The following is a 23,371-nucleotide window of genomic DNA, read 5'->3' as shown; positions in this document are numbered from 1 at the left end:
TGGCCGACGTGATTCGGATAGGCACTCGTGGCAGCGTGCTGGCCACTACCCAGGCGGGCAGTATTCGCGATGCTCTGCTGGCCAAAGGTCACGAGGCCGAACTGGTGATCATCAGCACCGCGGGCGACCAGTCGCACGAGCCGGTCGCCGACATCGGCGTCGGCGTTTTCACGGCCGCACTGCGGGAGGCCATCGACGCCCGCGAGGTCGATATGGCGGTGCATTCGTACAAAGATCTGCCGACCGCACCTGACGCCAGGTTCGTGATCGCCGCCATCCCGCCTCGTGAAGACGCCCGCGACGCCCTGGTGGCCCGCGATGGGTTGGTGCTGGGACAGCTGCCGAACGGCGCAGTTATCGGTACCTCGTCGCCTCGTCGGGCCGCGCAGCTTAGAGCACTGGGTCTCGGTTTGGAAATTCGCCCCCTACGAGGCAACCTAGACACCAGGTTGAACAGGGTAAGCAATGGCGATTTGGACGCGATCGTGGTTGCCCGGGCGGGTCTGACCCGGCTGGGACGTCTCGACGCCGTCACCGAGACGCTGGAACCGGTGCAGATGCTGCCGGCCCCGGCTCAAGGGGCGCTCGCCATCGAGTGCCGCTCCGGGGATTCCCGGCTCGCGACACTGCTGGCAGAGCTGGACGACGCCGACTCCCGAGCGGCCGTCACCGCCGAGCGTGCCCTGCTCGCCGAACTGGAGGCGGGTTGTTCCGCGCCGGTGGGGGCGATCGCGGAAGTGGTCGAATCCATCGACGAGGACGGCCGCATCTTCGAGGAGTTGTCGCTGCGCAGCTGTGTGGCGGCGCTGGACGGATCTGACGTGATCCGCGCGTCCGGGATCGGCAGTCCGGATCGGGCACGGGAGCTGGGGCTCTCGGTGGCCGCCGAGCTGTTCGACTTGGGCGCACGGGAAGTCATGGCGAGCGCGCGGTAAGGCAAGCACGCCAACAAGGTAGGTAGGTAGGAGCGACGATGACGACGCGAGGGCGCAAGCCGAGGCCCGGCCGCATCATGTTCGTGGGTTCGGGTCCTGGCGACCCTGCCCTACTGACGACGCGGGCCGCAGCGGTGCTGGCCAATGCCCCCCTGGTGTTCATTGACCCCGACGTGCCCGAGGCAGTGCTGGCGTTGATCGGCAAGGATCTGCCGCCAGTCTCCGGGCCCGCGCCGGCCGAGCCGCCAGCGGCGTCGACCGGTGGAGCCGGCGATGACACGGCCAGTGCCGACACCAAAGAGCAACCCGCCGCCGTGGTCTCAGTGGGACCCGACGTCCGGCCCGCGCTGGGCGACCCCGCCGAGGTGGCCAAGACGCTGGTCGTCGAGGCCCGCACCGGCTCCGACGTGGTGCGGCTGGTGGCCGGCGACCCGCTGTCGGTGGACTCGGTGATCACCGAGGTGAACGCCGTGGCCCGCAGCCATCTGCACTTCGAGATCGTGCCGGGCCTGTCCGCCAGTGACGCGGTCCCGACCTATGCGGGTCTGCCTCTGGGCTCCTCGCACACCGTCGCCGACGTCCGCGACCCGAACGTCGACTGGGGTGCCCTGGCCGCGGGACCGGGTCCGCTGATCCTGCAGGCCACCTCCGCGCACGTGGCCGACTCGGCGCGCACGCTGATCGAGTACGGCCTGGCCGACAGCACCCCGTGCGTGGTGACCTCCTCGGGCACCACCTGCCAGCAGCGGTCGGTGGAGTCGACGCTGGGCGGGTTGACCGACTCGACACTGCTTTTGGGCGGCGACGCCGCGGCCCCGTCACCGGTGATCGTGACGATCGGCAAGACCGTCGCCAACCGGGCCAAGCTGAACTGGTGGGAGAGTCGCGCCCTGTACGGCTGGACCGTCCTGGTGCCGCGCACCAAGGATCAGGCCGGCGAGATGAGCGAGCGGCTGACCGCGCACGGCGCACTGCCGATCGAGGTCCCGACCATCGCCGTCGAGCCGCCCCGCAGCCCCGCCCAGATGGAGCGTGCGGTCAAGGGTCTGGTCGACGGTCGCTACCAGTGGGTCGTGTTCACCTCCACCAACGCGGTGCGCGCTGTCTGGGAGAAGTTCGGCGAGTTCGGCCTGGACGCCCGCGCGTTCTCCGGCGTGAAGATCGCCTGCGTCGGCGAATCGACCGCGGACCGGGTTCGCGCCTTCGGTATCAGCCCCGAGCTGGTGCCCTCCGGCGAGCAGTCCTCGCTGGGCCTGCTGGACGAATTCCCGGACTACGACAGCATTTTCGACCCGGTGAACCGGGTGCTGCTGCCGCGTGCCGACATCGCCACCGAGACGCTGGCCGAAGGTCTGCGTGAACGTGGCTGGGAGATCGAAGACGTCACCGCCTACCGGACCGTGCGGGCCGCCCCGCCGCCGGCAGCCACCCGCGAGATGATCAAGACCGGTGGCTTCGACGCGGTGTGCTTCACCTCCAGCTCGACCGTGCGCAACCTGGTCGGCATCGCCGGCAAGCCGCACGCACGCACCATCGTCGCCTGTATCGGGCCGAAAACCGCAGAGACCGCAGCCGAATTCGGTCTGCGTGTCGACGTGCAGCCCGAGACCGCCGCGGTGGGTCCGTTGATCGAGGCGCTGGCAGAGCACGCCGCCCGGCTGCGCGCCGAGGGTGCGCTGCCGCCGCCGCGTAAGAAGAGCCGCAGGCGGTAGAGACCGTGGCGATCGCAAGCGCGGCCGAGCCGGGTGCAGCGGGTCGCCACCATGAGACCGTGGCGATCGCAAGCGCGGCCGAGCCGGGTGCAGCGGGTCGCCACGTCGCGCCCCTGCAGCGTCCGCGCCGGCTTCGGTCGACCCCGGCACTGCGCCGGCTGGTCGCCCAGACATCGCTCGAGCCAAGGCATTTGGTGTTGCCGATGTTCGTCGCCGACGGCATCGACGAGCCGGTGCCGATCGCGTCCATGCCGGGCGTCGTCCAACACACCCGCGAGTCGCTCCGCAAGGCTGCCGCGGAGGCGGTGAGTGCCGGCGTGGGCGGACTGATGCTGTTCGGTGTGCCTCGCGCCGACGACAAGGACGCCACTGGGTCGGTGGGCACGGATCGCGACGGCATCCTCAACGTCGCGCTGCGCGACCTGACCGAGGACCTCGGCGACTCGACCGTGCTGATGGCCGATACCTGCCTCGACGAGTTCACCGACCATGGCCACTGCGGCGTCCTCGACGAACGCGGCCGCGTCGACAACGACGCCACGGTGCGGCGATACGTGGAACTGGCTGTCGCACAAGCGGATTCCGGCGCCCATGTGGTCGGCCCGAGCGGGATGATGGACGGCCAGGTGGCGGCCATCCGCGACGGGCTGGACGCCGCCGGTCACACCGACGTGATCATCCTGGCCTACGCCGCGAAGTTCGCGTCGGCCTTTTATGGCCCGTTCCGGGAAGCGGTGAGCTCCAGCCTGATCGGCGACCGCCGCACCTACCAGCAGGAGCCGGGCAACGCCCGCGAGGCGTTACGTGAAGTGCAGCTCGACCTCGACGAGGGTGCCGACATCGTGATGGTGAAGCCGGCGATGAGCTACCTGGACATCGTCAGGGCAGCCGCCGAAATGTCGCCGGTACCCGTCGCCGCCTATCAGGTGTCGGGGGAGTACGCGATGATCGCCGCGGCCGCAGCCAACGGCTGGATCGACGAGCGTTCCGCCGCCCTCGAGTCGTTGATCGGCATCCGGCGGGCGGGCGCCGACATGGTGCTGACCTACTGGGCCGTCGCCGCGGCCAACTGGTTGTCGTGACGGGCCCCACCGACCAAGCGCAGGAGCCGCCGGCCAGGCCGGTGGACGTCGACACCGGCTTTTGGCTGTGGCTGGTCGCCGTGCCGCTGATGGTGGTCGGCTACGTCGCTGATTTCGTCGGCTCGTCGAACGGCCACGGCCCCCCGGCGCTGATGATCGGGTCGGGACTGTTCACCGCGGTGATGTGCGCGATCGTGGTGACTTTTCTGATCCTGATGCGGGCCGGATATCGCTGGGCCCGAACAATTTTGACAGGTGGGGCGATGGCGACCGTGGTCTACGTCGGGATCCGCCTGTTCACCGTGACCTGGCCACCGGTGTGGGCCGTCGCGTGCGGCGTCACCGGTATCACCGGGTCGGTGCTGATCGCCGGGGGAATGTTCCTGCTGCATCGCAGGGACTCGCACGAATACTTCACCAGGTGAGGGGCCCGATCTAATGACCCCAGGTGGTTTGCCGACTCTTTCAGCAGGGGATGATGGGTGACGTGACTGCGGGGACGGACACTGACGCGGCGCCGATCTTTCGAGAGGTCGGTGCCAGTTGGTACTGGGTGCTGACCGGGCCGCTGGCGGCCGGGATCATGCTGTGGATCGAGAAGTCCAACGGCAACGGCTGGCAAGTCTCGATACCGTTGTTCTTCCTCGTCATCATCTCGAGTTTCGTTGCGCTGCAAATCAAAGCGGCACGGATTCACACTTCCGTCGTGCTGACCCCGCATACTCTGCGCCAAGGCACCGAGACGATCAGAGTCGCCGAGATCGTCAAGGTGTACCCGGAGCCCGACCATCCGATGGCGGCGAAGAAGGACCTCGAGCGCTGGCAGTCCGCCCGCGCGCTCGGCGAGCTGACCGGAGTACCCAAGGGCCGCACCGGCATCGGGCTGCGGCTCACCGGTGGCCGCACCGCCCAGGCGTGGGCGCGCAAGCACCGTCATCTGCGCAATCTGCTGACTCCGCTGGTCGAAGAGCGAGTCGGACCCGACCAGCCGCCCGAGGATGACCATTCCGACGAGAGCTCGAACTGGTGAAAGAACGCATTCGCGCGGTCATTGAGCTGCTGTTGGCCGGTGCCGCGATCGTCGGTTGCGTGGCCAGCTGGTCGGCGGTGCGATCCACCGTAGCCGTCGCGCCCGTCCTCAAGGATCAACCGGTGACCACGTCGGTGGCCTACGACCCGTCGATGCTGTTCGTGGCCCTGCTGTTGGCGGCGCTGGCCGGGATGCTGGCGGTGGTCGGTGTCGCGCGGTTGCGACGAGCCGGCCGCGCTCCGGTGGCATGACGACCACCGACCTCGACCTGCGGGGCATGAGCTGCGGGTCGTGCGCCGTACGTATCGAGGGTGCCCTCAACCGTCTCGACGGCGTGCGCGCTGCGGTCAATTTCGCGCTCGAACGCGCCCACGTCCAGCACGAGTCCGCGGTGTCGGCCGGCGACCTGATCCGGGCGGTGGAGTCCACGGGCTATCACGCCTCGGTGGTCGTCGACCCGTTCACCCACGCCGACGAGCTGCCGCAGGACGAGTTGCGCACGCGGCTGGTCGGCTCTGCGCTGCTGGCGATTCCGGTGGTGGCGGTGTCGATGGTGATGGGCTGGCAGTTCGCCGGCTGGCAGTGGATGGCGCTGGCGCTCACCACGCCGGTCGTCGCGTGGGGCGGCTACCCGTTCCATCGCCTGGCGCTGCTCGGCCTCCGGCATCGCAGTTCGACGATGGACACGCTGGTGTCGTTGGGCACGCTGGCCGCCTATTTCTGGTCGACGGCGGCGGTGCTGCGGGGCGCGGGCCCGGTCTACTTCGAAGTCGCGGGCGCGGTCACGGTGTTTCAGCTGGCCGGCCGCTACGCCGAGGCGCGGGCCAAACGCGCGTCGGGCGCGGCGTTGCGCTCCCTGTTGAGTCTGGGCGCCAAGGACGCCGCGGTATTGCGCGACGGCGACGAGGTTCAGGTGCCGGTCGGGCAGTTGCGCGTCGGCGACATCGTGGTGGTGCGACCGGGCGAGCGGGTAGCCACCGACGGCGTGATCGTGGACGGCGCAACGGCGTTGGACACCTCAGCGATGACGGGTGAGCCGGCACCGGTCGACGTGACCACCGGCGACACCGTGGTCGGCGGCTCGCTGAACACCTACGGCCGGTTGTTGGTGCGCGCCGCCAAGGTGGGCGCCGACACCCAGTTGGCGCGGATGGCGAAACTGGTCAGCGACGCGCAGAACGACAAGGCACCCGTCCAGCGGATGGCCGATCGGGTGGCGGCGGTCTTCGTGCCGGCGGTGCTGGTGATCGCTGCAGCGACGATGGCCGGCTGGCTGCTGGCCGGAGCGCCGGCGGCGGCGGCGTTCACCGCGGCCGTCGCGGTGCTGATCATCGCCTGCCCCTGTGCGCTGGGGTTGGCCACTCCGACTGCGATCCTGGTCGGCACCGGCCGCGGCGCCCAGCTGGGCATTCTGATCAAGGACCCCAAGCTGCTGGAGACCATCGAAGGTGTCGACACCGTCGTCTTCGACAAAACCGGAACCCTGACCACCGGCGCGATGACCGTGCACGCCATCGACGCCCGGCCGGGGGAGGACGCCGACGTGGTGCTTGCCAAAGCCGCTGCGGTCGAGTCGGCCTCCGAGCATCCGGTGGCCGCGGCCATCGTGACAGCCGCCCGCAGCCGCGGCCTGACCATCGGCGACGGCCCGAGCCGCTTCGCCAACGATCCAGGAACCGGCGTGGTCGGCGTGGTCGACGGCGTCGAGATCGCGGTGTCCCGGGTCGGTTCACTGGCCGGTGTCGACCTACTGACTCCGACGGCACGTCAGACGGCGGTCCAGGTGGCATGGGACGGGCAGGTCCGCGGGGTGATCACGCTGGCCGATCAGGTCAAGCCCGACAGCGCCGCGGCGATCGCCGAATTGCAGGCCATGGGCATCACCTCGATGTTGCTCACCGGCGACAGCGCCGCAGTGGCCCGGCAGGTCGCCGACGAGGTCGGGATCGCACCCGACAACGTGATCGCGGGTGTGCTGCCGACCGAAAAAGCGGACGTCATTACATCTTTGAAGCGCCAGGGTCGGGTCGTGGCGATGGTCGGCGACGGGGTCAACGACTCGGTGGCGCTCGCGGTCGCTGACATCGGCATGGCGATGGGCAGTGGCACCGACGCCGCGATCGACGCCGGAGATCTCACGCTGATGCGCACCGGGGTGCACACCGTGCCGACCGCGCTGCGACTGTCGGCTCGCACGCTGCGGACGATCCGGATCAACCTGTTCTGGGCGTTCGCCTACAACGCCGCGGCCATTCCGCTGGCTGCGCTGGGCCTGCTGAACCCGATGATCTCTGGCGCGGCAATGGCATGTTCGTCGTTGCTCGTGGTGACAAATAGCTTGCGGCTCAAGCGCTTTCGCGGCTAGTCCGGTCAGGACGCCAGCCAGGCCAGCTCACCCGGCAGCTGCTGTGACCAGTACGCCTCGTCGTGTCCACCGGGCCCGAATCCGCCGGCCGGCTGGGTGCGGAGCTGGCCGATGAATTGGTGCGCCGCCGGTGCGAAGCGATCGTCGTTGCCGCAGTCGATCCGCAGCGGAATCGTTGACAGCGCAGGCAATCCGAAGACGGTGTTGCGAGTCCAGTCGTCGTAGCTGTCGAAGGCCCCGAGGGTGCTGGCGGTGTACGACTGATACAGCGCCGGGCTGACGGCGCAGATCCCCGCGGTGCGTGCCGGGCCGAGTCGCGCGCCCAGCAGCATTGCGCCGTAGCCGCCCATCGACCAGCCCAGGAAGCCCACGCGGGTGATGTCCAGGCTCATCGTCGACAACATCGGGATCAGCTCGTTGAGCACCATCGAGCCCGCGTCCTCGCCGCCGGCACGGCGATGCCAATAGCTGTCGCCGCCGTCGACGGCGACCACCGCGATCGGTGGCCGGCCCGCTTTCGCCAGTTCTGCGAGGGCTTGTTCGACGCCGAAGCTCATCACCTGTTTGGCGCTGCCGCGCACGCCATGCAAGGCGATCACCGGGCGCAGCGGTCCGGTAATACCGGGCGGCCGGGCGATGATGTAGTTCGTCAGCACGCCTCCGCGGGCGGCGGAGACGAATGAGCCGGACACCTTCGTCGGCAGCGGCGCAGGCGCGGCGACCGGCGGGGCGGGCGGTGCGGCGGGGTCGAACGGACTCGGATCGGCCGGCACCCGGGTCGGATCCACCGCGGCGCCCAGCGTCCAGATTCCCGCAGCCCCGGCGACGGCGCTGACGCCCATGCGCAGCGCAGCACGACGGGACAGCTGAGGCATGTCGCAATCATGCCGAGCGGAGCGGAGCCGCCGAAATAGCTACGCCGTTTCGGTACTGCACCGTAATCAACGTGTGAGCTGCGGGCTTGGTGAATGGCAGGTGGCGGCGACGGTTGTTAGGGTCGGCCCATGCTCATCGCCAATGTCGGGGTCCGGTTCGGTGTGGCGATGCTGGCCGCTGTTGCCATGACGTCGTGCGGCTCCGGCGGCCCAAAAGCAAATGGTCCACACAGCACCTCGAGCACCGCGAAGCCGTCGTCGACGGTGCTTGCCGAACCGCCCGGTGGATACGACATCGGTCGAATTACCAACCTGGCCAACCAATTACCGCCGGGGTTCACCGTGACCCAGATTCCGCGAACCACCCTCACCAAAGAACAGGCCGACAGCATCGCCGGGTTGTCGAAACAATTCTCGTTCACTTTCGATCCGCCCCAATGCAATACGGTGCTCAAGCCGTCCGGTGTGGAGGCGGGTGCGGTATCGCAGGGACTACTCGCGCACGGTCCGCAAATAGAAGTCACGATCATCGCCACGCAGACGTCTCAGGTCATCCCGAACCCTGTCGTGGGCGGCGGATGCAACCATGTCGCGTTCACATCGCAGGACAGCGCGCGAGGAACGGCAGACGTCATGGCCGGACCGGCTATCGACGGTGCCTCGACCTCCGCGGTCAAGGTGCACCTGGACTTCGCGACACCCGGATTCTCGAAGTCCATCGACCGGCTGACGTACGCCGCCGCGCTGAGCGACAAGACGGCCGTCGTGGTCGACGGTGAGTCCGATCCTCAACTGCTGGCAGATTTTCTCACCAAGGCGGTGGCGGTGCTCCGGCAGAAGTAGAGCGTCGCCCGCAGGAGTTGGTACAAAGTTCGAAATATGTAACACTGTTCCAGTGACCGATCTGAGTGAGTCCGCTGCGATCGAGGCGGCCGACGACGCATTGCCGCTGGGGCCACGCTCGCTGGTGTGGCGCTATTTCGGCGACAACCGGATGTTCCTGATCGGGCCCCGCCCCGCGGTGCTGCAGAACATGCTGGCCGAACTCGGGCAGGGCGTGCTGGACCACTCGGTGTTCTTCAGCGACACGTCGGCGCGGGTCAAACGCTCGCTGCCGCCGATCTTCCGGACCGTCTACGGCTCCGACGACGACAACGCCGGCCAGCAGGTGCGGGACTTCCATCACCAGATCAAAGGGTCCATGCCCAGCGGGGAGCGCTATCACGCGCTGGACCCCGAGACCTATTACTGGGCGCACGCCACTTTCGTCGAGCAGGTGCTCTACTTCGCCGACACCTTCGTCAAGCGTCTGACCGACGCGGAGAAGGAACAGATCTATCTGGAGTCGAAGACGTGGTACCGCCGTTACGGCGTCAGCGAACGTCCGATGCCGGCGAACTATCGCGAGTTCGAGAAGTACTGGGACCACATGATGGAACGCATCGTGATCGCGCACCCCACCGCGAAATACGGTGTGGGATACGTGACCAAGGGTTTTCCGCGTCCCAAGGGTGTGTCGCCGCTGGCGTGGCGATTAGTCGCGCCGGTGTTCAACCCGGTGGCCGCCTTTCTCACCACCGGTGGAATGCCGCCGCGCGGCCGCGAGCTGCTCGGCCTGCCCTGGAGTGATCGTCAGGAGCGGCGCTATCAACGGTTCGCCGCGGTATGGCGGTCGCGGCCGGTGAACTGGGTGTGGGACCATCTGCCGATGCGATGGCGCTACAACGGTTTTGCCTGTGGCGGTTATGCCCGGGGCTGACGCGGCGACCAACGCGATTCTCGACGCCGCCGTCGTCGAGTTCGAGCGGCATGGCTTTCGCCGGGTCGCACTCGATGACGTGGCCCGTCGCGCCGGCGTCAGCCGCACCACGATCTACCGACGCTTCTCCAATCGCGACGAACTGGTCGCCGCCGTCATCGACCGTGAGAACGCGGTCTTGTTCGCCACCATCGCCGACGAGCTGAAAAGACGTCGGCCGCAATCGAATTACTACGTCGAGGCGTTCACGTTGTCGATCGTGCGTTTCCGTCAACATCGGGTGCTGACCCGAATGCTGGCCGACGAGCCGGGACTGATGCTGGAGTTGGCCAACCAGCATTGGGATCCCGCTGTCGAGCGGATGGCGGGCGCGCTGCGCGTGATCTTCCCGGACGGATTCGCCGAGCAAATCGGCGCCGACGCGGTCGACGAGCTGGCTGACACGATCTTGCGTTACGCGGCGATGTTGTTGTTGTTGCCGGCCCGTCAGGCCATGGTCGATGACGACGACATCCGGGTCTTCGCCGCGACGCACTTCCTGCCCAGCCTGCCCGTAGCGCTGCGCGCCCTGCCGGTGTGAGTCGAGCGCGGCGCACCGCCCAGGTGCTAGCGTCCCGTCATGCCGGAGTCCCACGAGGTGAGCGGCGCCGCGCCGCTGCGCCGGGGTCTTTCGCAACGACAGCTGAACATGATCGCCCTCGGCGGCGTCATCGGCGCCGGCTTGTTCGTCGGCTCCGGCGTCATCATCGGCGAGGCCGGGCCGGGGGCCTTCATCACCTACGCGATCTGCGGGGTTCTGGTCGTTCTGGTCATGCGGATGCTGGGCGAGATGGCCACCGCCAACCCGTCGACCGGTTCGTTCGCCGACTACGCCCGGCAAGCGCTCGGCGGTTGGGCGGGTTTCTCGGTCGGCTGGCTGTATTGGTATTTCTGGGTGGTGGTGGTCGGCTTCGAGGCGATTGCCGGCGGAGCGGTGTTGTCGTACTGGATCAAGGCACCGCTGTGGCTGCTGTCAGGCACCCTGATGGTCGCTATGACAGCGACCAATCTGTTCTCCGTCGCGGCCTTCGGGGAGTTCGAATTCTGGTTCGCCGGAATCAAAGTCGCGGCGATCGTGGTGTTTCTGGCGCTCGGTTCGCTGTTCGTTCTCGGGGTGTGGCCGCAGCGCGGCGTTGACTTCAGCAACCTGACCGCGCACGGCGGTTTCTTCCCCAACGGCATCGGCACGGTATTCGGGGCCACCTCGGTGGTGGTCTCGGCGATGGTCGGCGCCGAGGTGGCCACGATCGCCGCCGCCGAGACAGCGGATCCCGAACGCGCCGTCGCACGCGCGACCAAATCGGTGGTCGTCCGGATCATCATCTTCTACCTCGGCTCGGTGTTCCTGCTCGCGGTGATCGTGCCGTGGAATGCGGAGCGTCCCGGTGTCTCGCCCTACGTTGCGGCGTTGGGGCAGATGGGGATTCCCGCCGCAGGCCACATCATGAACGCAGTGGTGCTGACCGCGGTACTGTCCTGCCTGAACTCCGGGCTCTACACCGCGTCGCGAATGCTGTTCGTGCTGGCCGCCCGCGGTGAGGCGCCGATCGAACTGGTCAAGGTCGGTCGCCGCGGCGTGCCGTATGCGGCGATCCTGGTGTCGTCGATCGTCGGATTCCTGTGCGTGCTGATGGCCTGGGTGGCGCCCGATGCGGTGTTCACCTTCCTGCTGAAATCATCTGGCTCACTGGTTCTTTCGGTGTACCTGTTGATCGCCCTGTCGCAGATCGTGCTGCGACGTCGTACACCGCCGGGGCGGTTGCGGGTGAAAATGTGGCTGTTCCCCGGCCTGTCGATACTCACCGTGGTGGCGTTGGTCGGCATCCTGGTGCTGATGGCCTTCGACCAAGGCGCCCGCATGGAGCTGTGGCTGGGCCTGTTGTCCTGGGTGGTCGTGCTGACGCTGTACTTCGTCCCCCGCTGGTGGCGCAGACCGGAGAAGCATGAGGCGGTCGTGACACCGACCGGCAAAGCCAAGCGCGTCCTGGTGTTGGCCAACAAAAACGTCTCCACGAGTGAGCTTTTCGACGTACTGCGCCGTGTCGACGCCCAGCAGCGGGCCGACTACTTCATCTGTGTGCCGGTGAACCCCGTCGACACCGGGCAGGCCGAACGCACCGGACCGGTGTTCGTCCTCGACGCCACCGTCACCGCCGCGCACGACCGGCTCGACGCGATCCTGTCCGCGATGCGCGGTATCGGGCTCTCAGCCGATGGCGAACTCGGTGACTACCGGCCGCTGCGGGCTTTGGACGCGGCGGTGCGACGCTTCCAGCCCGACCAACTGGTCATCGCCGAAGCCCGTTCGGCGTGGCTGCGGCTGGGCATGGTCGACAAGGTGCGGGCGGCCTACCCGATCCCGGTACTGCACGTGGTGCCCGGCCGGCCGTCGGCGCTGAGTTCGGCCTGATCTGTCGATGAGCGCCACACCGCAACTGCGCCAGGGCTTGTCGCAGCGCCAGCTCACGATGATCGCCATCGGGGGCATCATCGGCGCCGGATTCTTCGTCGGCTCCGGCGTCGTCATCGGCAAGGCCGGCCCCGCGGCGTGCCTCACCTACGCGGCGTGTGGTCTGCTGATCATCCTGGTCATGCGGATGCTCGGAGAAATGGCCACCGCTAACCCCTCAACGGGTTCATTCGCGGAGTACGCGCGCGAAGCATTGGGCGGCTGGGCGGGTTTCACAGTGGGCTGGATGTATTGGTACTACTGGGTCATCGTCGTCGGTTTCGAGGCGGTCGCCGGCGCGAAGGTCATCACCTACTGGTTTCCAGCGCCACTGTGGTTGCTGTCGCTGCTCTTGATGGTGCTGATGACGGCGACCAACTTGTTCTCGGTGTCGTCGTACGGCGAGTTCGAATTCTGGTTCGCCGGAATCAAGGTCGCGGCCATCGTGGCATTCCTGCTACTCGCTTCGGCGTATTCCTTCGGGCTCTGGCCGCACCGGCACGCCGACCTGTCCAACCTGACGTCGCACGGGGGATTCTTCCCCAACGGACTGCACGGCGCGTCCGGTGCCATCGTCGTGGTGATCTTCTCGATGATCGGTGCCGAGATCGCGACCATCGCCGCCGCCGAGACCGCCGACCCGGAACGTGCCATCAGGCGGGCGACCAACGCGGTGGCCGCTCGCATCGCGATCTTCTTTGTCGGATCGGTCTTTCTGCTGACGATCGTCCTGCCGTGGAACTCGGTGCAGGCCGGCGCCTCGCCGTTCGTTGCGGCGTTGAAGCAGATCGGAATCCCGGGCGCCGACCATCTGATGAATGCTGTGGTGCTGACAGCGGTGCTGTCGTGCCTGAATTCCGGCCTCTACACGGCGTCTCGAATGCTGTTCGTGCTGGCCTCGCAACGCGAGGCACCGGCCCGGCTGCTCGAGGTCAGCGGAAGTGGCGTGCCGTACCTGGCGATAGTGGGCTCGTCGCTGGTGGGTTTCCTCTGCGTCATCCTGGCCGCCGTAGCACCGGACACCGTGTTCCAGTTCCTGCTCAACTCCTCGGGCGCGATCGTGTTGCTCGTCTACCTGGTGATCGCGTTGTCGCAGATCGTGTTACGGCGCAGGACACCACCCGCTGCGTTGCGGGTGAAGATGTGGTTCTTCCCCGTGCTGTCGATCCTGACGGTGGCGGGAATCGCCGCAGTGCTGGTGCAGATGGCGTTCGACGCAGAGGCCCGAGTGCAGTTCTGGCTCAGCCTGATGTCCTGGGCGGTCACGGTCGGGCTGTACTTCATCACCAAACGGGTTGCGGCCCGGTCTGATTAGCCCGTCTTGGTCAGCAGCACGGCTTGTTCGAACGGCAGCCTGGCAAAGACGCGATGCGTCGCGCCTCCGACATGCGTCGCCGCCTGCTCCTTGCTGACGGTTTGCGGATCGGCGACGCCGAAGGTCTTGCCGTGGCGGCGCATCCGGCCCCCGCCGGCGGCGTTGAGGTTCTTCAGCCAGTCGCGGTCCGGGCCGTAGGTGAGCAGGATCGCCACCCCGGGCTTGCCGTCGATGTCGGCCTTGAAGACCGTCAGTGGGGTGCGATAAGCCTTGCCGGAGCGCCGGCCGACGTGTTCGAGGATGCCGAACGACGGGGCCCAGCCCGCCCACATCCGCTGAATCGGGTTGGTGACATGCCGGTTGAACCGGGCGAGTCGTTGCGGTAGTTGCATACCGCCATCCAACTCTCATCCCATGGGCCGCCTCAAGAACTTCTTTCACTGAGATCGCCGGCGAAGCCACCCGGAGCGACCCACTGTGTCGTCTGAGGCCAGCGAGGCTAGCGGGACTGAAGGTAAACAAATTAGTTAAGTATTTGGGTTTAACCCGTACTGCTGAGGTGTATATATGTGACACGCGCCACACTGCCACGTGGCGCGACATGCGGGCTGGTGCCAGCGACTTCAGCCCACACGCCGACGCGTTGAGTACCCGAAAGGGTTTGGGGGGACAGCAATGACCGATCTTCACGTCGAGGGAAAGCCCGACGACGCTGTGACGACCTTGTTCGGTATCTGCCGGGGGCTGGCGGAGTCGGCCGGCTCGATTTCGCGCGCCGAGCTTGCCGATCTGAACACCGCGGAACTCGCCGAACTCCGACAGGCGGTAGCGGCCGGGGCGGGCAGCGGCGACGACGACTTCGTCGCTTGGTGCACACGCACGGACAAGTTGATCGTGGCCGAGTTCTATCTGCGCACGTACACGCAGGCTGCGATCGATGCGAAAGCCGCGGCCATCATCGACGAGGAGCGTCGCCTGGCGTGCGAGGCGCGGTGAGCTCCTAACGCCCCACCGATCGCCGGCGCCGCCTCGACAACGCCGCTATTTCAAGGCGTCGTCGAGGTTGATCGCCGCGCTGATCAGCGCCAGATGAGTGAAGGCCTGGGGAAAGTTGCCGACCTGATCGCCGGTGGCACTGACCTGTTCGGCGTACAGCCCGACGTGATTGGCGTAGGTGAACATCTTCTCCAGGGCCATCTGCGCGTCCAGCAGTCGACCGGCGCGCGTGAGCGCTTCGACGTACCAGAAGGAGCAGATGGAGAAGGTGCCTTCCTCGCCGTCCAAGCCGTCACTCTCGGGGTTGTACCGGAACACCAAACTGTCGGTAACCAATTCCTGCTCAACGGCTTTCAGCGTGCTGAGAAATTTCGGGTCGGCCGGCGACAGGAATTTCACCATCGGCATGAGCAGCACTCCCGCGTCGAGGTCGTCGCCGTCCTCCGTCTGGGTGAAGGACTCTTTATCGGTGTTGTAGCAGCGGGTCATGATGCGCTCGTAGATCTCGTCGCGAGCGCGCGACCACGCCACGATGTCACCTGGCAGGCCCCGCTGGCGGGCGACGCGGATGGCGCGCTCCAAAGCCACCCAGCACATCAGCCGTGACGTGGTGAACGCGCGCGTTTCACCGCGCACCTCCCACATTCCGGCGTCCTCACGGTCCCAGTTGTTCATCACCCAGTCCACGACGTTGACGACGTCGCGCCACGCCGCGTCGCTGATGCCCGGACCGTACTTGTTGAACAGGTAGATCGAGTCGATCAGGTCGCCGTAGATGTCGAGCTGTAGCTGGTCGGCGGCCGCGTTGCCGACGCGCACCGGCACCGAATCACGGTGTCCGGACAGGTGTTCGAGCTCGAACTCCGCTGGCAGGTTGCCGTCGATGTCGTAGAGGACCCGCAGCGGCCCCAGCTCACCGTCTGCGCCGTGGGCAGTGCCCATTCGTTCGGACAGCCACCGGATGAACGCGCGGGCCTCGTCGACGAAGCCCAGGCGCAGCAGCGCGTACAAGGTGAATCCCGCATCGCGCATCCAGACGTATCGATAGTCCCAGTTCCGTTCGCCGCCGATGAGCTCAGGCAGGCTCGCGGTGGGGGCCGCAATCACTGCGCCGCTGGGTGAGTGCGTGAGGAGTTTGAGCGTGATGGCCGAACGGTGCACCGTCTCGCGCCACCGGCCGACATAGTTGGATTGCGAAATCCATTGCTGCCAGAAGGAAGTCGTGCTTTCGAAGAGGGTGTCGGTCGAGCAGATCCCGTCCGCGGAGGGCTCGTCGCCGTCGCCCAGCACTTCGAGGACGAAACGGGCGGTCTGGCCCTGCGAGAGGCGGAGATCGGCCGTCACCGTGTCGCCGTCGACGGTCAACGGGACGGTGGCGGCAAGCCCCAGTCGGACGTCCCCACCGGTCAGCACAACACTGGTGTCACTGAGAGATTCGACGGTGCACGACTGCCGGGCATAGTCGGGCCGCGCATCCAATTCCATCCGCAGGTCGGTGGTTCCCCGCACCCCGCGAACGCGGCGAACGAGTCGCTGCCGATCGCCACCGGCGCCGTCCGGGGCTACCGGCATGAAGTCGTTGACCTCGGTCACGCCGTGCGGAGTCAGGAAGCGGGTGATCAGGACGGCGGTGTCGGGGCGGTAGAACTGCTGAGTCCGTGTCACGTCGCCGATCGGGCTGAACCGCCAACTGCCTCCGTTGTCCTCATCGAGGATTGCACCGAACACGCTCGGCGAGTCGAAGCGTGGGACACAGAACCAGTCGATGGTGCCGTCGGTGCCCACCAGTGCGCAGGTGCGCATATCACCGATGAGGCCGTGATCGGCGATGCTGAGCCGACGTTCACTCATCGGGCAGATGCCACCCTGTTGGGCCGGGCAGGCCGCCCGCTTCGTCGGGTCCCCAGGTGCCCTGTTCGTAAGGCAGTGCCCGCGGCGGCGAGTCGAGAATCGGTTGGCACACCTGCCAAATGCGGTCGACCTCATCGGCGCGGGTGAACAGCAGTTGGTCGCCGCGCATGACGTCCAACAGCAACCGTTCGTAGGCCTCCAGCGGGGTGTCTTCGGGGTCCTGCTCGGCCACGTCGAGCAGCATGTGTACCGGCATGACATCGAGATCGGGACCGGGTCGCTTTGCGTTGAGGCCGAATTGGACGCTGGGCGAGTCGCTGAGTTCCAGGACGAGCTTGTTGGGGGTGCGCGCGTCATCGCCGAAGTAGCTTGTCTTCTGCCCGCGGAAGGTCAGCGTGACGGTGCGGCGAGTGTCGGCCATACCTTTTCCGGTGCGTAGATAGAACGGGGTGCCACGCCAGCGCTCGGTGTCGACGACGGCCTCCAACGCAACAAACGTCTCGACTGACGAATCGTCGGACACGTCGTCCTCGGCGCGGTAGCCCTCGTACTGTCCGAATATCGTCCGATCCGGGTCGAACGGCTGCAGCGCGGCGAAGACTCGTGCGACTTCGTCACGGACCGCCACTGAGTCGAGGCTCGCGGGGGGCTCCATCGCGATGAATCCGAGCACCTGGGCGAGGTGGGTCGAGATCATGTCGCGGAAGCAGCCGGTCGACTCGTAGAACGTGCCGCGGCCTTCGATGCCGCCGGCTTCCGGGACGTCGATCTGGACGGACTCCAGATGCGTTGAGTTCCAGAGCGGTTCGATCACCCCGTCGTTGGCGAATCGCAGCGCCAGAATGTTCTGCACGGCTTCCTTACCCAGGAAGTGATCGATCCGGAAAATCTGCTCTTCGCTCAGCACCTCTTTGAGTGCCGCGTCGAGTTCGCGAGACGATTCCAGATCGGTCCCGAAGGGCTTTTCGACCACGACGCGCGCACCGGAGGTCAGATCCTGCTCGGCGAGCATCCCGATCATCGGTTGCATTGCGTCCGGCGGCACGGAAAGGTAGATCAGCGTGCGTGATTCGTCGCCGAGACGCTCACGGGCCGCTCGCACTGCCTCGGCCAGATCACTGCCGTCATCGGCGCTCGAGGTCGTGAACGACAGCCGACCCAGGAACTCGTCCGCGATTGCTTCGTCGACGTCGTCGACGAAGTCGTCCAGGGCCGACCTGACCGATTCGCGGAATTCGTCGTCGGACCCCGGTGAGTGGCGACCCGAACCGATCACCACATAGTCCTCGGGCAGCCGTCCGGCGCTGGCGAGACGGTACAGGCCGGGAAACAGTTTGCGTTTCGCCAAATCTCCTCTGGCCCCGAAGAGAACGAATACCTGGGGAGTCGATGTCATCATGCCGCCTCGACGTTTCGTAGCGCGTTGTCGACCACCTCGGTCAACGCCGGATGTATCCAGAACGGCCGTCGGCTCAGGTCGCTCGCGGTGATCTGGAATTCGATTGCCATGACCAGTGGCTGGATCAGGGTGGACGCCTGAGGGCCCATGATATGCGCCCCGAGTATCAGATCGGTGTCCTCATCCACGATCACCTTGCAGAATCCGGTGCTGTCCTGCAACGCCCATCCGTAGGCGACATCGCTGTAATCAACCCTGCCCACAGCATATTTGACGTCCGCATCGCGGCAATCCCGTTCGGTACGGCCGACCGATGCGATCTGCGGGTCGGTGAATACCGCCGACGGCACATGGTCGAGGTCGATCCGGCGCAGGTCGTTCGGGTTGTGCAGGTTGTGGGCCACGACCTCGGCCTCACGGTTGGCGACGTGCTTGAGCGGTACCGACGTGCTGACGTCGCCGAGGGCAAAGATGCCCTCGACCGAGGTACGACAGAATTCGTCGACTGTGACGCGGCCGCTGTCGTGGGTGTCGACGCCGGCAGCATCGACGTTCAGGTGATCGGCGTTGGAGGTACGGCCGCTGGCGACCAACAACATGTCGGCCCGCACGGTACTGCCGTCATCCAGGGTGAGGACCAAATCGCCCGGCTCGCCTGATATTTCGGTGAGCTCGGCGCCGAGTCGGAGGTCGTGGCGCTGCGCCATCAGGTCGGTGAAGGCGATCCGGATGGCGTCGTCCTGCGGTCCGCCGAGTAGGTGCTCACCCTTCTCGATGATGGTGATGCGACTGCCGGCGGTGGCGAACACGCGGGCGAGTTCGGCTGCGATGTACCCGCCGCCCAGGACGGCGAGGTGCTTCGGTGGTGCGTCGATCCGCATGACGGTGTCCGACGTCTCGTACGGCAGGCCCGATTCGGCGACCACCGGTGGGACCACCGGCCTTCCGCCGCAGGCGATCACGATGCGATCGGCGGTGATCTCGACCGACTGCCCGTCGTCAGTGTCGACCGACAGTTGACGTGGGCCGGTGAACCGCGCGTGACCGGCGTAGAGCGTGATCCAGTCGGACTTCTCCCGGCCGCGACGCCCGCCGTCCGACACGTGGTCGGTGTGGCCGAACACGCGATCGCGCACCTCGGCCCAGTCGAAGGATCGCAGCTCGGCGTCGATGCCGAAAGCGCCGGCACTGGAGACTGTTTCGGCTACTTCAGCGGTGTAGGCGAGCAGTTTCGAAGGGATGCAGCCGAAATTGAGGCAGGTCCCCCCGACCAGTCGGTCCTCGATGATGGCGACGTCGAGATCCTTGAACGAATCGTCGGTCACCATGTTGCCCGAACCGCTGCCGATGACGACGAGGTCGTGGTGTGCCGTAGCGGTCATCAGAACGTCTCGGTGAGGTCGTCGTGCGGCAGCGGTCCCAAGGTTTGGAAGCTGTCGCTCTTCGCATCGGGCGCTGCGTAGCCGAGACTGGCGGGCACAGACAACTCCTTGGGGTCGCGTCCAGATGCCGGGCCTGCCGAGCGGCCTTCGCGGACGACGGTGACGATTCCCGTCCTTCGACGGCCTCAAACTGTGAGCAGATTCTTGGAGGCCGCGTCCGTCCGAGCACATGCCAGCTCCGAATACCTGATCACCAGTATGAGGAGGATCACAATGACGTATCCCGCTGTTCACGGTTTGCCCGAAGTGGCCACCTCCACATTGCTCGGAATCTGCGCTCAGCTGTCCCGGTCGCGGCATCCGGGCTTGGCGCGCTGGGCGTCCGGTGTGTCGGACGCGTTGGTCATCCAGCTGGTCTCGGTCACCACCGGGGTGCGCGTCGACGGGGCGAGCGATGCGCCCTGTCCGCTGAAGTCGCTGGCGGCCGCGGAGCTGGAAGGTCTGCACGCGCTGCTGCAGGCCGGGGCCGAAGCCAGTGACGATGAGTCGGTGGTGGCGTGGTGCACCAAGATGAATGGCTTGATCGTCGCCGACTTCTGCCGGCGCGAGCTCGAGCAGGCGGCCTTCGACGCCAAAGCTGCGGCGATCGTCGCAGACGAGCGGCGGCTGGCATGTGTGGCGCGGCCGGCGACGTATTCGGTGGCCGAGACCGCCGGTGGATACGTCCACGAATGATCGGCCACCCCCCGCGGGGCTGATGTGACAGTTGAGATCGTTCGGATGAACAACTACACCCTGTAGTCGACGCGGTCCCCACGGCTGGGACACTGGAAGACGTGCATCGCCCAGTTCGCGCGGCTTCTCCTCGGGCCGCTTCGCAGCCCGCATCGTCGCTGCGCACGGATGTCTCGTCAACGCTGTTCGAGGCCGCCAGCGCGGTCATTCCCGGCGGGGTGAACTCGCCGGTGCGGGCGTTCACCGCAGTCGGCGGAACCCCGCGCTTCATCACCGAGGCCAACGGCTACTGGCTCACCGACGCCGACGGCAATCGCTACGTCGACCTGGTCTGTTCCTGGGGTCCGATGGTCCTCGGCCACGCGCACCCGTCGGTGGTCGACGCCGTCACCCGCGCCGCGGCCAAGGGGCTCTCGTTCGGGGCGCCGACGCCGGCGGAAAGCGAACTGGCCACCGAGATCATCGACCGGGTGGCGCCGGTAGACCTGATCCGATTGGTCAACTCCGGCACCGAGGCCACCATGAGCGCGGTCCGACTGGCCCGCGGATTCACCGGCCGGGCCAAGATCGTCAAGTTCTCCGGCTGCTACCACGGCCATGTCGACGCACTGCTGGCCGACGCCGGCTCGGGTGTGGCGACACTCGGCCTGCCGTCATCGCCCGGTGTCACCGGTGCGACCGCCGCCGACACCATTGTGTTGCCGTACAACGATCTCGACGCGGTCGCCGAGACCTTCGAGAAGTTCGGTGAGCAGATCGCCGCCGTGATCACCGAAGCCAGCCCCGGCAACATGGGCGTCGTCCCGCCCGCCGCGGGCTACAACGCGGGACTGCGGAAGATCACCGCCGCGCATGGCGCGCTGCTCATCGTCGACGAGGTGATGACCGGATTCCGCGTCAGCCGAAGTGGTTGGTACGGACTCGATCCCGTCGACGCCGACCTGTTCACCTTCGGCAAGGTGATGAGCGGCGGACTACCCGCCGCGGCCTTCGGCGGTCGCGCCGAGGTGATGCAGCGGCTTGCTCCGCTGGGGCCGGTGTACCAAGCGGGCACGCTGTCCGGCAATCCCGTCGCCGTGGCCGCCGGCCTGGCCACGCTGCGGACCGCCGACGAGAAGGTCTACGCCGCGCTCGACGCCAACGCCGACCGGCTGGCCGGCCTACTGTCCGGGGCCCTGACGGAAGCCGGTGTACCACATCGGATTCCGCGAGGCGGAAACATGCTCAGTGTGTTCTTCGGCGACGCGCCGGTCACCGATTTCGCGTCGGCCCGCAACAGCGAGACCTGGCGCTTCGCACCGTTCTTTCATGCGCTGCTCGACGGCGGCGTGTATCCGCCCTGCAGTGCCTTCGAGGCGTGGTTCGTCTCGGCGGCGCTCGACGACGACGCGTTCGCCCGGATCGCCGACGCGCTTCCGGCGGCCGCCGGCGCCGCGGCCGCAGCCAAGGAGACCACCCGCTGATGTCCGAGCAGACCCGAGTCCACCTGATCCGCCACGGCGAGGTGTACAACCCCGACGGCGTCCTCTACGGACGGCTGCCCGGATTCCGCTTGTCCGACAAGGGAAATCGACAGGCCCAGGCTGCCGCGAATGCCCTGGCCGACCGTGACATCGTCGCGGTCATTGCCTCGCCGCTACAACGGGCACAGGAGACCGCCGCCCCGATCGCGGCCAAGCACAACCTGACCGTCGACACCGACCCCGACCTGATCGAGTCAGAGAACTTCTTCGAAGGCCGGCGGGTCAGTCCCGGCGACGGCGCCTGGCGCGACCCGCGATTCTGGTGGCAGCTGCGCAACCCGTTCACCCCGTCGTGGGGCGAGCCCTACAAGCTGATCGCGGCCCGCATGACCACCGCGATCTGCAAGGCCAGGGCGCGCGCCACCGGGCACGAGGCGGTCTGCGTCAGCCATCAGCTCCCGGTGTGGACGGGCCGGCTCTCGCTGACCGGAAAGCGGTTGTGGCATGACCCGCGCCGCCGCGAGTGCGCGGTGGGCTCGGTGACGTCGCTGGTCTTCGACGGCGATCGGCTGGTCGACGTGCAGTACAGCGAGCCGGTACTCAGTTGACCAAGCTGGCGATCGTCGCCGCGGTGGCGGCCGGCCTGCTGGTCGGCTGCTCCACCGGTGATGACGCCGTCGCGCAGGGCGGCACCTTCGAATTCGTCTCTCCCGGAGGCAAAACCGACATCTACTACAACCCACCGAGCCAACGCGGTCGCCCGGGCCCGATCAGCGGGCCGGAACTGATGGACCCGGCCCGCAACATCTCAATCGACGACCCCGCCGGCCCCTACGCCGGACGGGTCGTGGTGATCAACGTGTGGGGGCAGTGGTGCGGGCCGTGCCGCGCCGAAGCGCCGGCGCTGCAGCAGGTGTACGACGCCAGCCGCGGCAACGGGGTGTCGATGCTGGGCATCGACGTTCGCGACAACAACCGCGAGGCCGCCCAGGACTTCGTCAAAGACCGCAAGATCACCTTCCCGTCGATCTACGACCCGGCGATGCGCACGATGATTGCGTTCGGCGGCAAGTACCCGACGTCGGTCATCCCGTCCACCCTGGTGCTGGACCGCAGCCATCGGGTGGCCGCGGTGTTCCTGCGCGAGCTGCTGGCCGAGGATCTGCAGCCGGTCGTGCAGAGAATCGCGGCCGAAAAGTGAGCTTCACCGAAACCGCAACCGCCGGGCCACTTTTGCTGGCCCTGGCGGTGTCGGTGCTGGCCGGCCTGGTGTCGTTCGCGTCGCCCTGCGTGGTGCCGCTGGTGCCGGGCTACCTGTCCTATCTGGCCGCGGTGGTGGGTGTCGACGAAGCCGATCACGCCGCGGCGCGGGCCCGGTGGCGGGTAGCGGGCTCGGCGGCGCTGTTCGTCGCCGGCTTCACCGTGGTGTTTCTGCTCGGCACCGTCGCGGTGCTGGGAATGACGAGCTCGCTGATCACCAATCAGCTTGTGCTGCAACGGGTCGGCGGTGCGATCACCATTGTGATGGGGCTGGTGTTCGTGGGTTACGTCCCCGCGTTGCAGCGCCAGTTCCGCTTCGCGCCGCGGCAACTGTCTACGTTGGCCGGTGCGCCGCTACTGGGCGCGGTGTTCGCGCTGGGGTGGACGCCGTGCCTGGGTCCGACGCTGGCCGGTGTGGTCAGCGTCGCGTCGGCGACCGATGGCGCCAGCGTGGCCCGGGGGATCGTGCTCGTGATCGCCTACTGCCTGGGGCTGGGAATTCCGTTCGTGCTGTTGGCTTTCGGCTCAGCGTCGGCCGTCGCCGGCCTCGGCTGGCTCCGCCGGCACACCAGGGCGCTGCAGATCTTCGGCGGCGTCCTGCTGATCGCCGTGGGGGTCGCGCTGGTCAGCGGCGGATGGAACGAGTTCGTCTCCTGGCTGCGCGACGGGTTCGTCTCGGATGTGAGGTTGCCGATTTGAGCCGGCTACTGGCCTACGCCCGCAA

23 protein-coding genes are annotated in these 23,371 nt (G+C 67.1%); 18 read left to right on the top strand and 5 right to left on the bottom strand.

The window, feature by feature from the left end:
- The first annotated feature begins 8 nt into the window (after window positions 1–8).
- From hemC to ACZYW1_RS07955, 7 genes are all read left to right on the top strand, one after another.
- Window positions 9–935: a hydroxymethylbilane synthase gene (gene hemC, locus ACZYW1_RS07985; RefSeq protein ID WP_463787743.1), complete on the top strand. Its 927-nt coding sequence runs from the start codon at window positions 9–11 to the stop codon at window positions 933–935.
- A gap of 38 nt (window positions 936–973) precedes the next feature.
- A complete protein-coding gene (locus ACZYW1_RS07980; RefSeq protein WP_463784718.1) occupies window positions 974–2,647 on the top strand; it encodes a bifunctional uroporphyrinogen-III C-methyltransferase/uroporphyrinogen-III synthase in 1,674 nt (557 codons plus the stop codon).
- 65 nt (window positions 2,648–2,712) lie between these two features.
- Window positions 2,713–3,729 carry a porphobilinogen synthase gene (hemB, locus tag ACZYW1_RS07975; RefSeq protein ID WP_463787742.1) on the top strand — a complete coding sequence of 339 codons (1,017 nt, stop codon included), beginning with the start codon at window positions 2,713–2,715 and terminating at the stop codon, window positions 3,727–3,729.
- Window positions 3,726–4,154, top strand: a complete 429-nt coding sequence (locus ACZYW1_RS07970; protein WP_463784716.1) for a hypothetical protein — start codon at window positions 3,726–3,728, stop codon at window positions 4,152–4,154. Before hemB ends, ACZYW1_RS07970 begins: the two co-directional genes overlap by 4 nt.
- 62 nt (window positions 4,155–4,216) lie before the next feature.
- Complete coding sequence (locus ACZYW1_RS07965) at window positions 4,217–4,759, top strand: DUF3093 domain-containing protein (protein WP_463784714.1); 543 nt, start codon at window positions 4,217–4,219, stop codon at window positions 4,757–4,759.
- On the top strand, window positions 4,756–5,010 hold the full coding sequence (locus tag ACZYW1_RS07960; RefSeq protein ID WP_463784712.1) for a hypothetical protein: 255 nt from the start codon (window positions 4,756–4,758) through the stop codon (window positions 5,008–5,010). The genes ACZYW1_RS07965 and ACZYW1_RS07960 overlap by 4 nt, the downstream gene beginning before the upstream one ends.
- Window positions 5,007–7,124 carry a heavy metal translocating P-type ATPase gene (locus tag ACZYW1_RS07955; RefSeq protein WP_463784709.1) on the top strand — a complete coding sequence of 706 codons (2,118 nt, stop codon included), beginning with the start codon at window positions 5,007–5,009 and terminating at the stop codon, window positions 7,122–7,124. Before ACZYW1_RS07960 ends, ACZYW1_RS07955 begins: the two co-directional genes overlap by 4 nt.
- A 5-nt stretch (window positions 7,125–7,129) precedes the next feature.
- On the opposite strand, the gene ACZYW1_RS07950 is transcribed toward ACZYW1_RS07955, so the two are convergent.
- Complete coding sequence (locus ACZYW1_RS07950) at window positions 7,130–7,999, bottom strand: alpha/beta hydrolase (RefSeq protein WP_463784706.1); 870 nt, start codon at window positions 7,997–7,999, stop codon at window positions 7,130–7,132.
- 129 nt (window positions 8,000–8,128) lie between these two features.
- Here ACZYW1_RS07950 and ACZYW1_RS07945 point away from each other — a divergent pair, with 129 nt between their 5' ends.
- Genes ACZYW1_RS07945 through ACZYW1_RS07925 form a run of 5 tightly spaced genes read left to right on the top strand, consistent with a single transcriptional unit; the run spans window position 8,129 to window position 13,561 of the window.
- Entirely contained in the window at window positions 8,129–8,842 is a 714-nt protein-coding gene (locus tag ACZYW1_RS07945) for a DUF5642 family protein (protein ID WP_463784705.1), read from the top strand.
- Between the two features lie 52 nt (window positions 8,843–8,894).
- Window positions 8,895–9,758: an oxygenase MpaB family protein gene (locus tag ACZYW1_RS07940; RefSeq protein WP_463784704.1), complete on the top strand. Its 864-nt coding sequence runs from the start codon at window positions 8,895–8,897 to the stop codon at window positions 9,756–9,758.
- The gene (locus ACZYW1_RS07935; protein ID WP_463787741.1) at window positions 9,745–10,338 is read left to right on the top strand and encodes a TetR/AcrR family transcriptional regulator; all 594 of its coding nucleotides are present in this window, start codon (window positions 9,745–9,747) and stop codon (window positions 10,336–10,338) included. Before ACZYW1_RS07940 ends, ACZYW1_RS07935 begins: the two co-directional genes overlap by 14 nt.
- A gap of 57 nt (window positions 10,339–10,395) precedes the next feature.
- Window positions 10,396–12,207, top strand: coding sequence for an amino acid permease (locus ACZYW1_RS07930; RefSeq protein WP_463787740.1), 1,812 nt, complete (start codon window positions 10,396–10,398; stop codon window positions 12,205–12,207).
- A gap of 7 nt (window positions 12,208–12,214) precedes the next feature.
- Complete coding sequence (locus ACZYW1_RS07925; protein ID WP_463784702.1) at window positions 12,215–13,561, top strand: amino acid permease; 1,347 nt, start codon at window positions 12,215–12,217, stop codon at window positions 13,559–13,561.
- Here the strand turns inward: ACZYW1_RS07925 and ACZYW1_RS07920 are convergent.
- Complete coding sequence (locus tag ACZYW1_RS07920) at window positions 13,558–13,953, bottom strand: nitroreductase family deazaflavin-dependent oxidoreductase (RefSeq protein ID WP_463784701.1); 396 nt, start codon at window positions 13,951–13,953, stop codon at window positions 13,558–13,560. The genes ACZYW1_RS07925 and ACZYW1_RS07920 overlap by 4 nt on opposite strands.
- 283 nt (window positions 13,954–14,236) lie before the next feature.
- Here ACZYW1_RS07920 and ACZYW1_RS07915 point away from each other — a divergent pair, with 283 nt between their 5' ends.
- Complete coding sequence (locus ACZYW1_RS07915; protein ID WP_463784699.1) at window positions 14,237–14,557, top strand: hypothetical protein; 321 nt, start codon at window positions 14,237–14,239, stop codon at window positions 14,555–14,557.
- Between the two features lie 45 nt (window positions 14,558–14,602).
- On the opposite strand, the gene ACZYW1_RS07910 is transcribed toward ACZYW1_RS07915, so the two are convergent.
- From ACZYW1_RS07910 to ACZYW1_RS07900, 3 genes are read right to left on the bottom strand one after another with little or no spacing between them, the layout of a single operon-like run.
- Window positions 14,603–16,408, bottom strand: a complete 1,806-nt coding sequence (locus tag ACZYW1_RS07910; protein WP_463784698.1) for a glycoside hydrolase family 15 protein — start codon at window positions 16,406–16,408, stop codon at window positions 14,603–14,605.
- On the bottom strand, window positions 16,401–17,804 hold the full coding sequence (gene zwf, locus ACZYW1_RS07905; protein ID WP_463784697.1) for a glucose-6-phosphate dehydrogenase: 1,404 nt from the start codon (window positions 17,802–17,804) through the stop codon (window positions 16,401–16,403). Before zwf ends, ACZYW1_RS07910 begins: the two co-directional genes overlap by 8 nt.
- Window positions 17,804–19,189 (bottom strand): mycothione reductase, encoded by a 1,386-nt coding sequence (locus ACZYW1_RS07900; RefSeq protein ID WP_463784694.1) that lies wholly within the window; start codon window positions 19,187–19,189, stop codon window positions 17,804–17,806. Before ACZYW1_RS07900 ends, zwf begins: the two co-directional genes overlap by 1 nt.
- 273 nt (window positions 19,190–19,462) lie before the next feature.
- Here ACZYW1_RS07900 and ACZYW1_RS07895 point away from each other — a divergent pair, with 273 nt between their 5' ends.
- The 5 genes from ACZYW1_RS07895 to ACZYW1_RS07875 all read left to right on the top strand — a co-directional run bounded on the left by ACZYW1_RS07895 (window position 19,463) and on the right by ACZYW1_RS07875 (window position 23,346).
- The gene (locus ACZYW1_RS07895) at window positions 19,463–19,924 is read left to right on the top strand and encodes a hypothetical protein (RefSeq protein ID WP_463784692.1); all 462 of its coding nucleotides are present in this window, start codon (window positions 19,463–19,465) and stop codon (window positions 19,922–19,924) included.
- 158 nt (window positions 19,925–20,082) lie between these two features.
- On the top strand, window positions 20,083–21,387 hold the full coding sequence (gene hemL, locus ACZYW1_RS07890) for a glutamate-1-semialdehyde 2,1-aminomutase (protein WP_463787739.1): 1,305 nt from the start codon (window positions 20,083–20,085) through the stop codon (window positions 21,385–21,387).
- Complete coding sequence (locus ACZYW1_RS07885; protein ID WP_463784690.1) at window positions 21,387–21,995, top strand: histidine phosphatase family protein; 609 nt, start codon at window positions 21,387–21,389, stop codon at window positions 21,993–21,995. The genes hemL and ACZYW1_RS07885 overlap by 1 nt, the downstream gene beginning before the upstream one ends.
- Complete coding sequence (locus ACZYW1_RS07880; protein ID WP_463784687.1) at window positions 21,992–22,588, top strand: TlpA disulfide reductase family protein; 597 nt, start codon at window positions 21,992–21,994, stop codon at window positions 22,586–22,588. Before ACZYW1_RS07885 ends, ACZYW1_RS07880 begins: the two co-directional genes overlap by 4 nt.
- Window positions 22,585–23,346: a cytochrome c biogenesis CcdA family protein gene (locus ACZYW1_RS07875; protein WP_463784686.1), complete on the top strand. Its 762-nt coding sequence runs from the start codon at window positions 22,585–22,587 to the stop codon at window positions 23,344–23,346. The genes ACZYW1_RS07880 and ACZYW1_RS07875 overlap by 4 nt, the downstream gene beginning before the upstream one ends.
- Window positions 23,347–23,371: the final 25 nt, after the last annotated feature.

The organism is Mycobacterium sp. IDUB_36 (assembly GCF_055419225.1).
The sequence above is the reverse complement of the archived record's forward strand: the minus strand, read 5'-3'. Positions and strand labels throughout refer to the sequence as shown.

Bases quoted from the DNA above. Each gene is read 5' to 3' on its own strand.
- ACZYW1_RS07980 (WP_463784718.1), top strand. From the start codon at position 974: ATGACGACGCGAGGGCGCAAGCCGAGGCCCGGCCGCATCATGTTCGTG.
- ACZYW1_RS07955 (WP_463784709.1), top strand. From the start codon at position 5,007: ATGACGACCACCGACCTCGACCTGCGGGGCATGAGCTGCGGGTCGTGC.
- ACZYW1_RS07950 (WP_463784706.1), bottom strand. From the start codon at position 7,999: ATGCCTCAGCTGTCCCGTCGTGCTGCGCTGCGCATGGGCGTCAGCGCC.
- ACZYW1_RS07945 (WP_463784705.1), top strand. From the start codon at position 8,129: ATGCTCATCGCCAATGTCGGGGTCCGGTTCGGTGTGGCGATGCTGGCC.
- ACZYW1_RS07935 (WP_463787741.1), top strand. From the start codon at position 9,745: ATGCCCGGGGCTGACGCGGCGACCAACGCGATTCTCGACGCCGCCGTC.
- ACZYW1_RS07925 (WP_463784702.1), top strand. From the start codon at position 12,215: ATGAGCGCCACACCGCAACTGCGCCAGGGCTTGTCGCAGCGCCAGCTC.
- ACZYW1_RS07920 (WP_463784701.1), bottom strand. From the start codon at position 13,953: ATGCAACTACCGCAACGACTCGCCCGGTTCAACCGGCATGTCACCAAC.
- ACZYW1_RS07915 (WP_463784699.1), top strand. From the start codon at position 14,237: ATGACCGATCTTCACGTCGAGGGAAAGCCCGACGACGCTGTGACGACC.
- ACZYW1_RS07910 (WP_463784698.1), bottom strand. From the start codon at position 16,408: ATGAGTGAACGTCGGCTCAGCATCGCCGATCACGGCCTCATCGGTGAT.
- zwf (WP_463784697.1), bottom strand. From the start codon at position 17,804: ATGACATCGACTCCCCAGGTATTCGTTCTCTTCGGGGCCAGAGGAGAT.
- ACZYW1_RS07900 (WP_463784694.1), bottom strand. From the start codon at position 19,189: ATGACCGCTACGGCACACCACGACCTCGTCGTCATCGGCAGCGGTTCG.
- ACZYW1_RS07895 (WP_463784692.1), top strand. From the start codon at position 19,463: ATGACGTATCCCGCTGTTCACGGTTTGCCCGAAGTGGCCACCTCCACA.
- ACZYW1_RS07885 (WP_463784690.1), top strand. From the start codon at position 21,387: ATGTCCGAGCAGACCCGAGTCCACCTGATCCGCCACGGCGAGGTGTAC.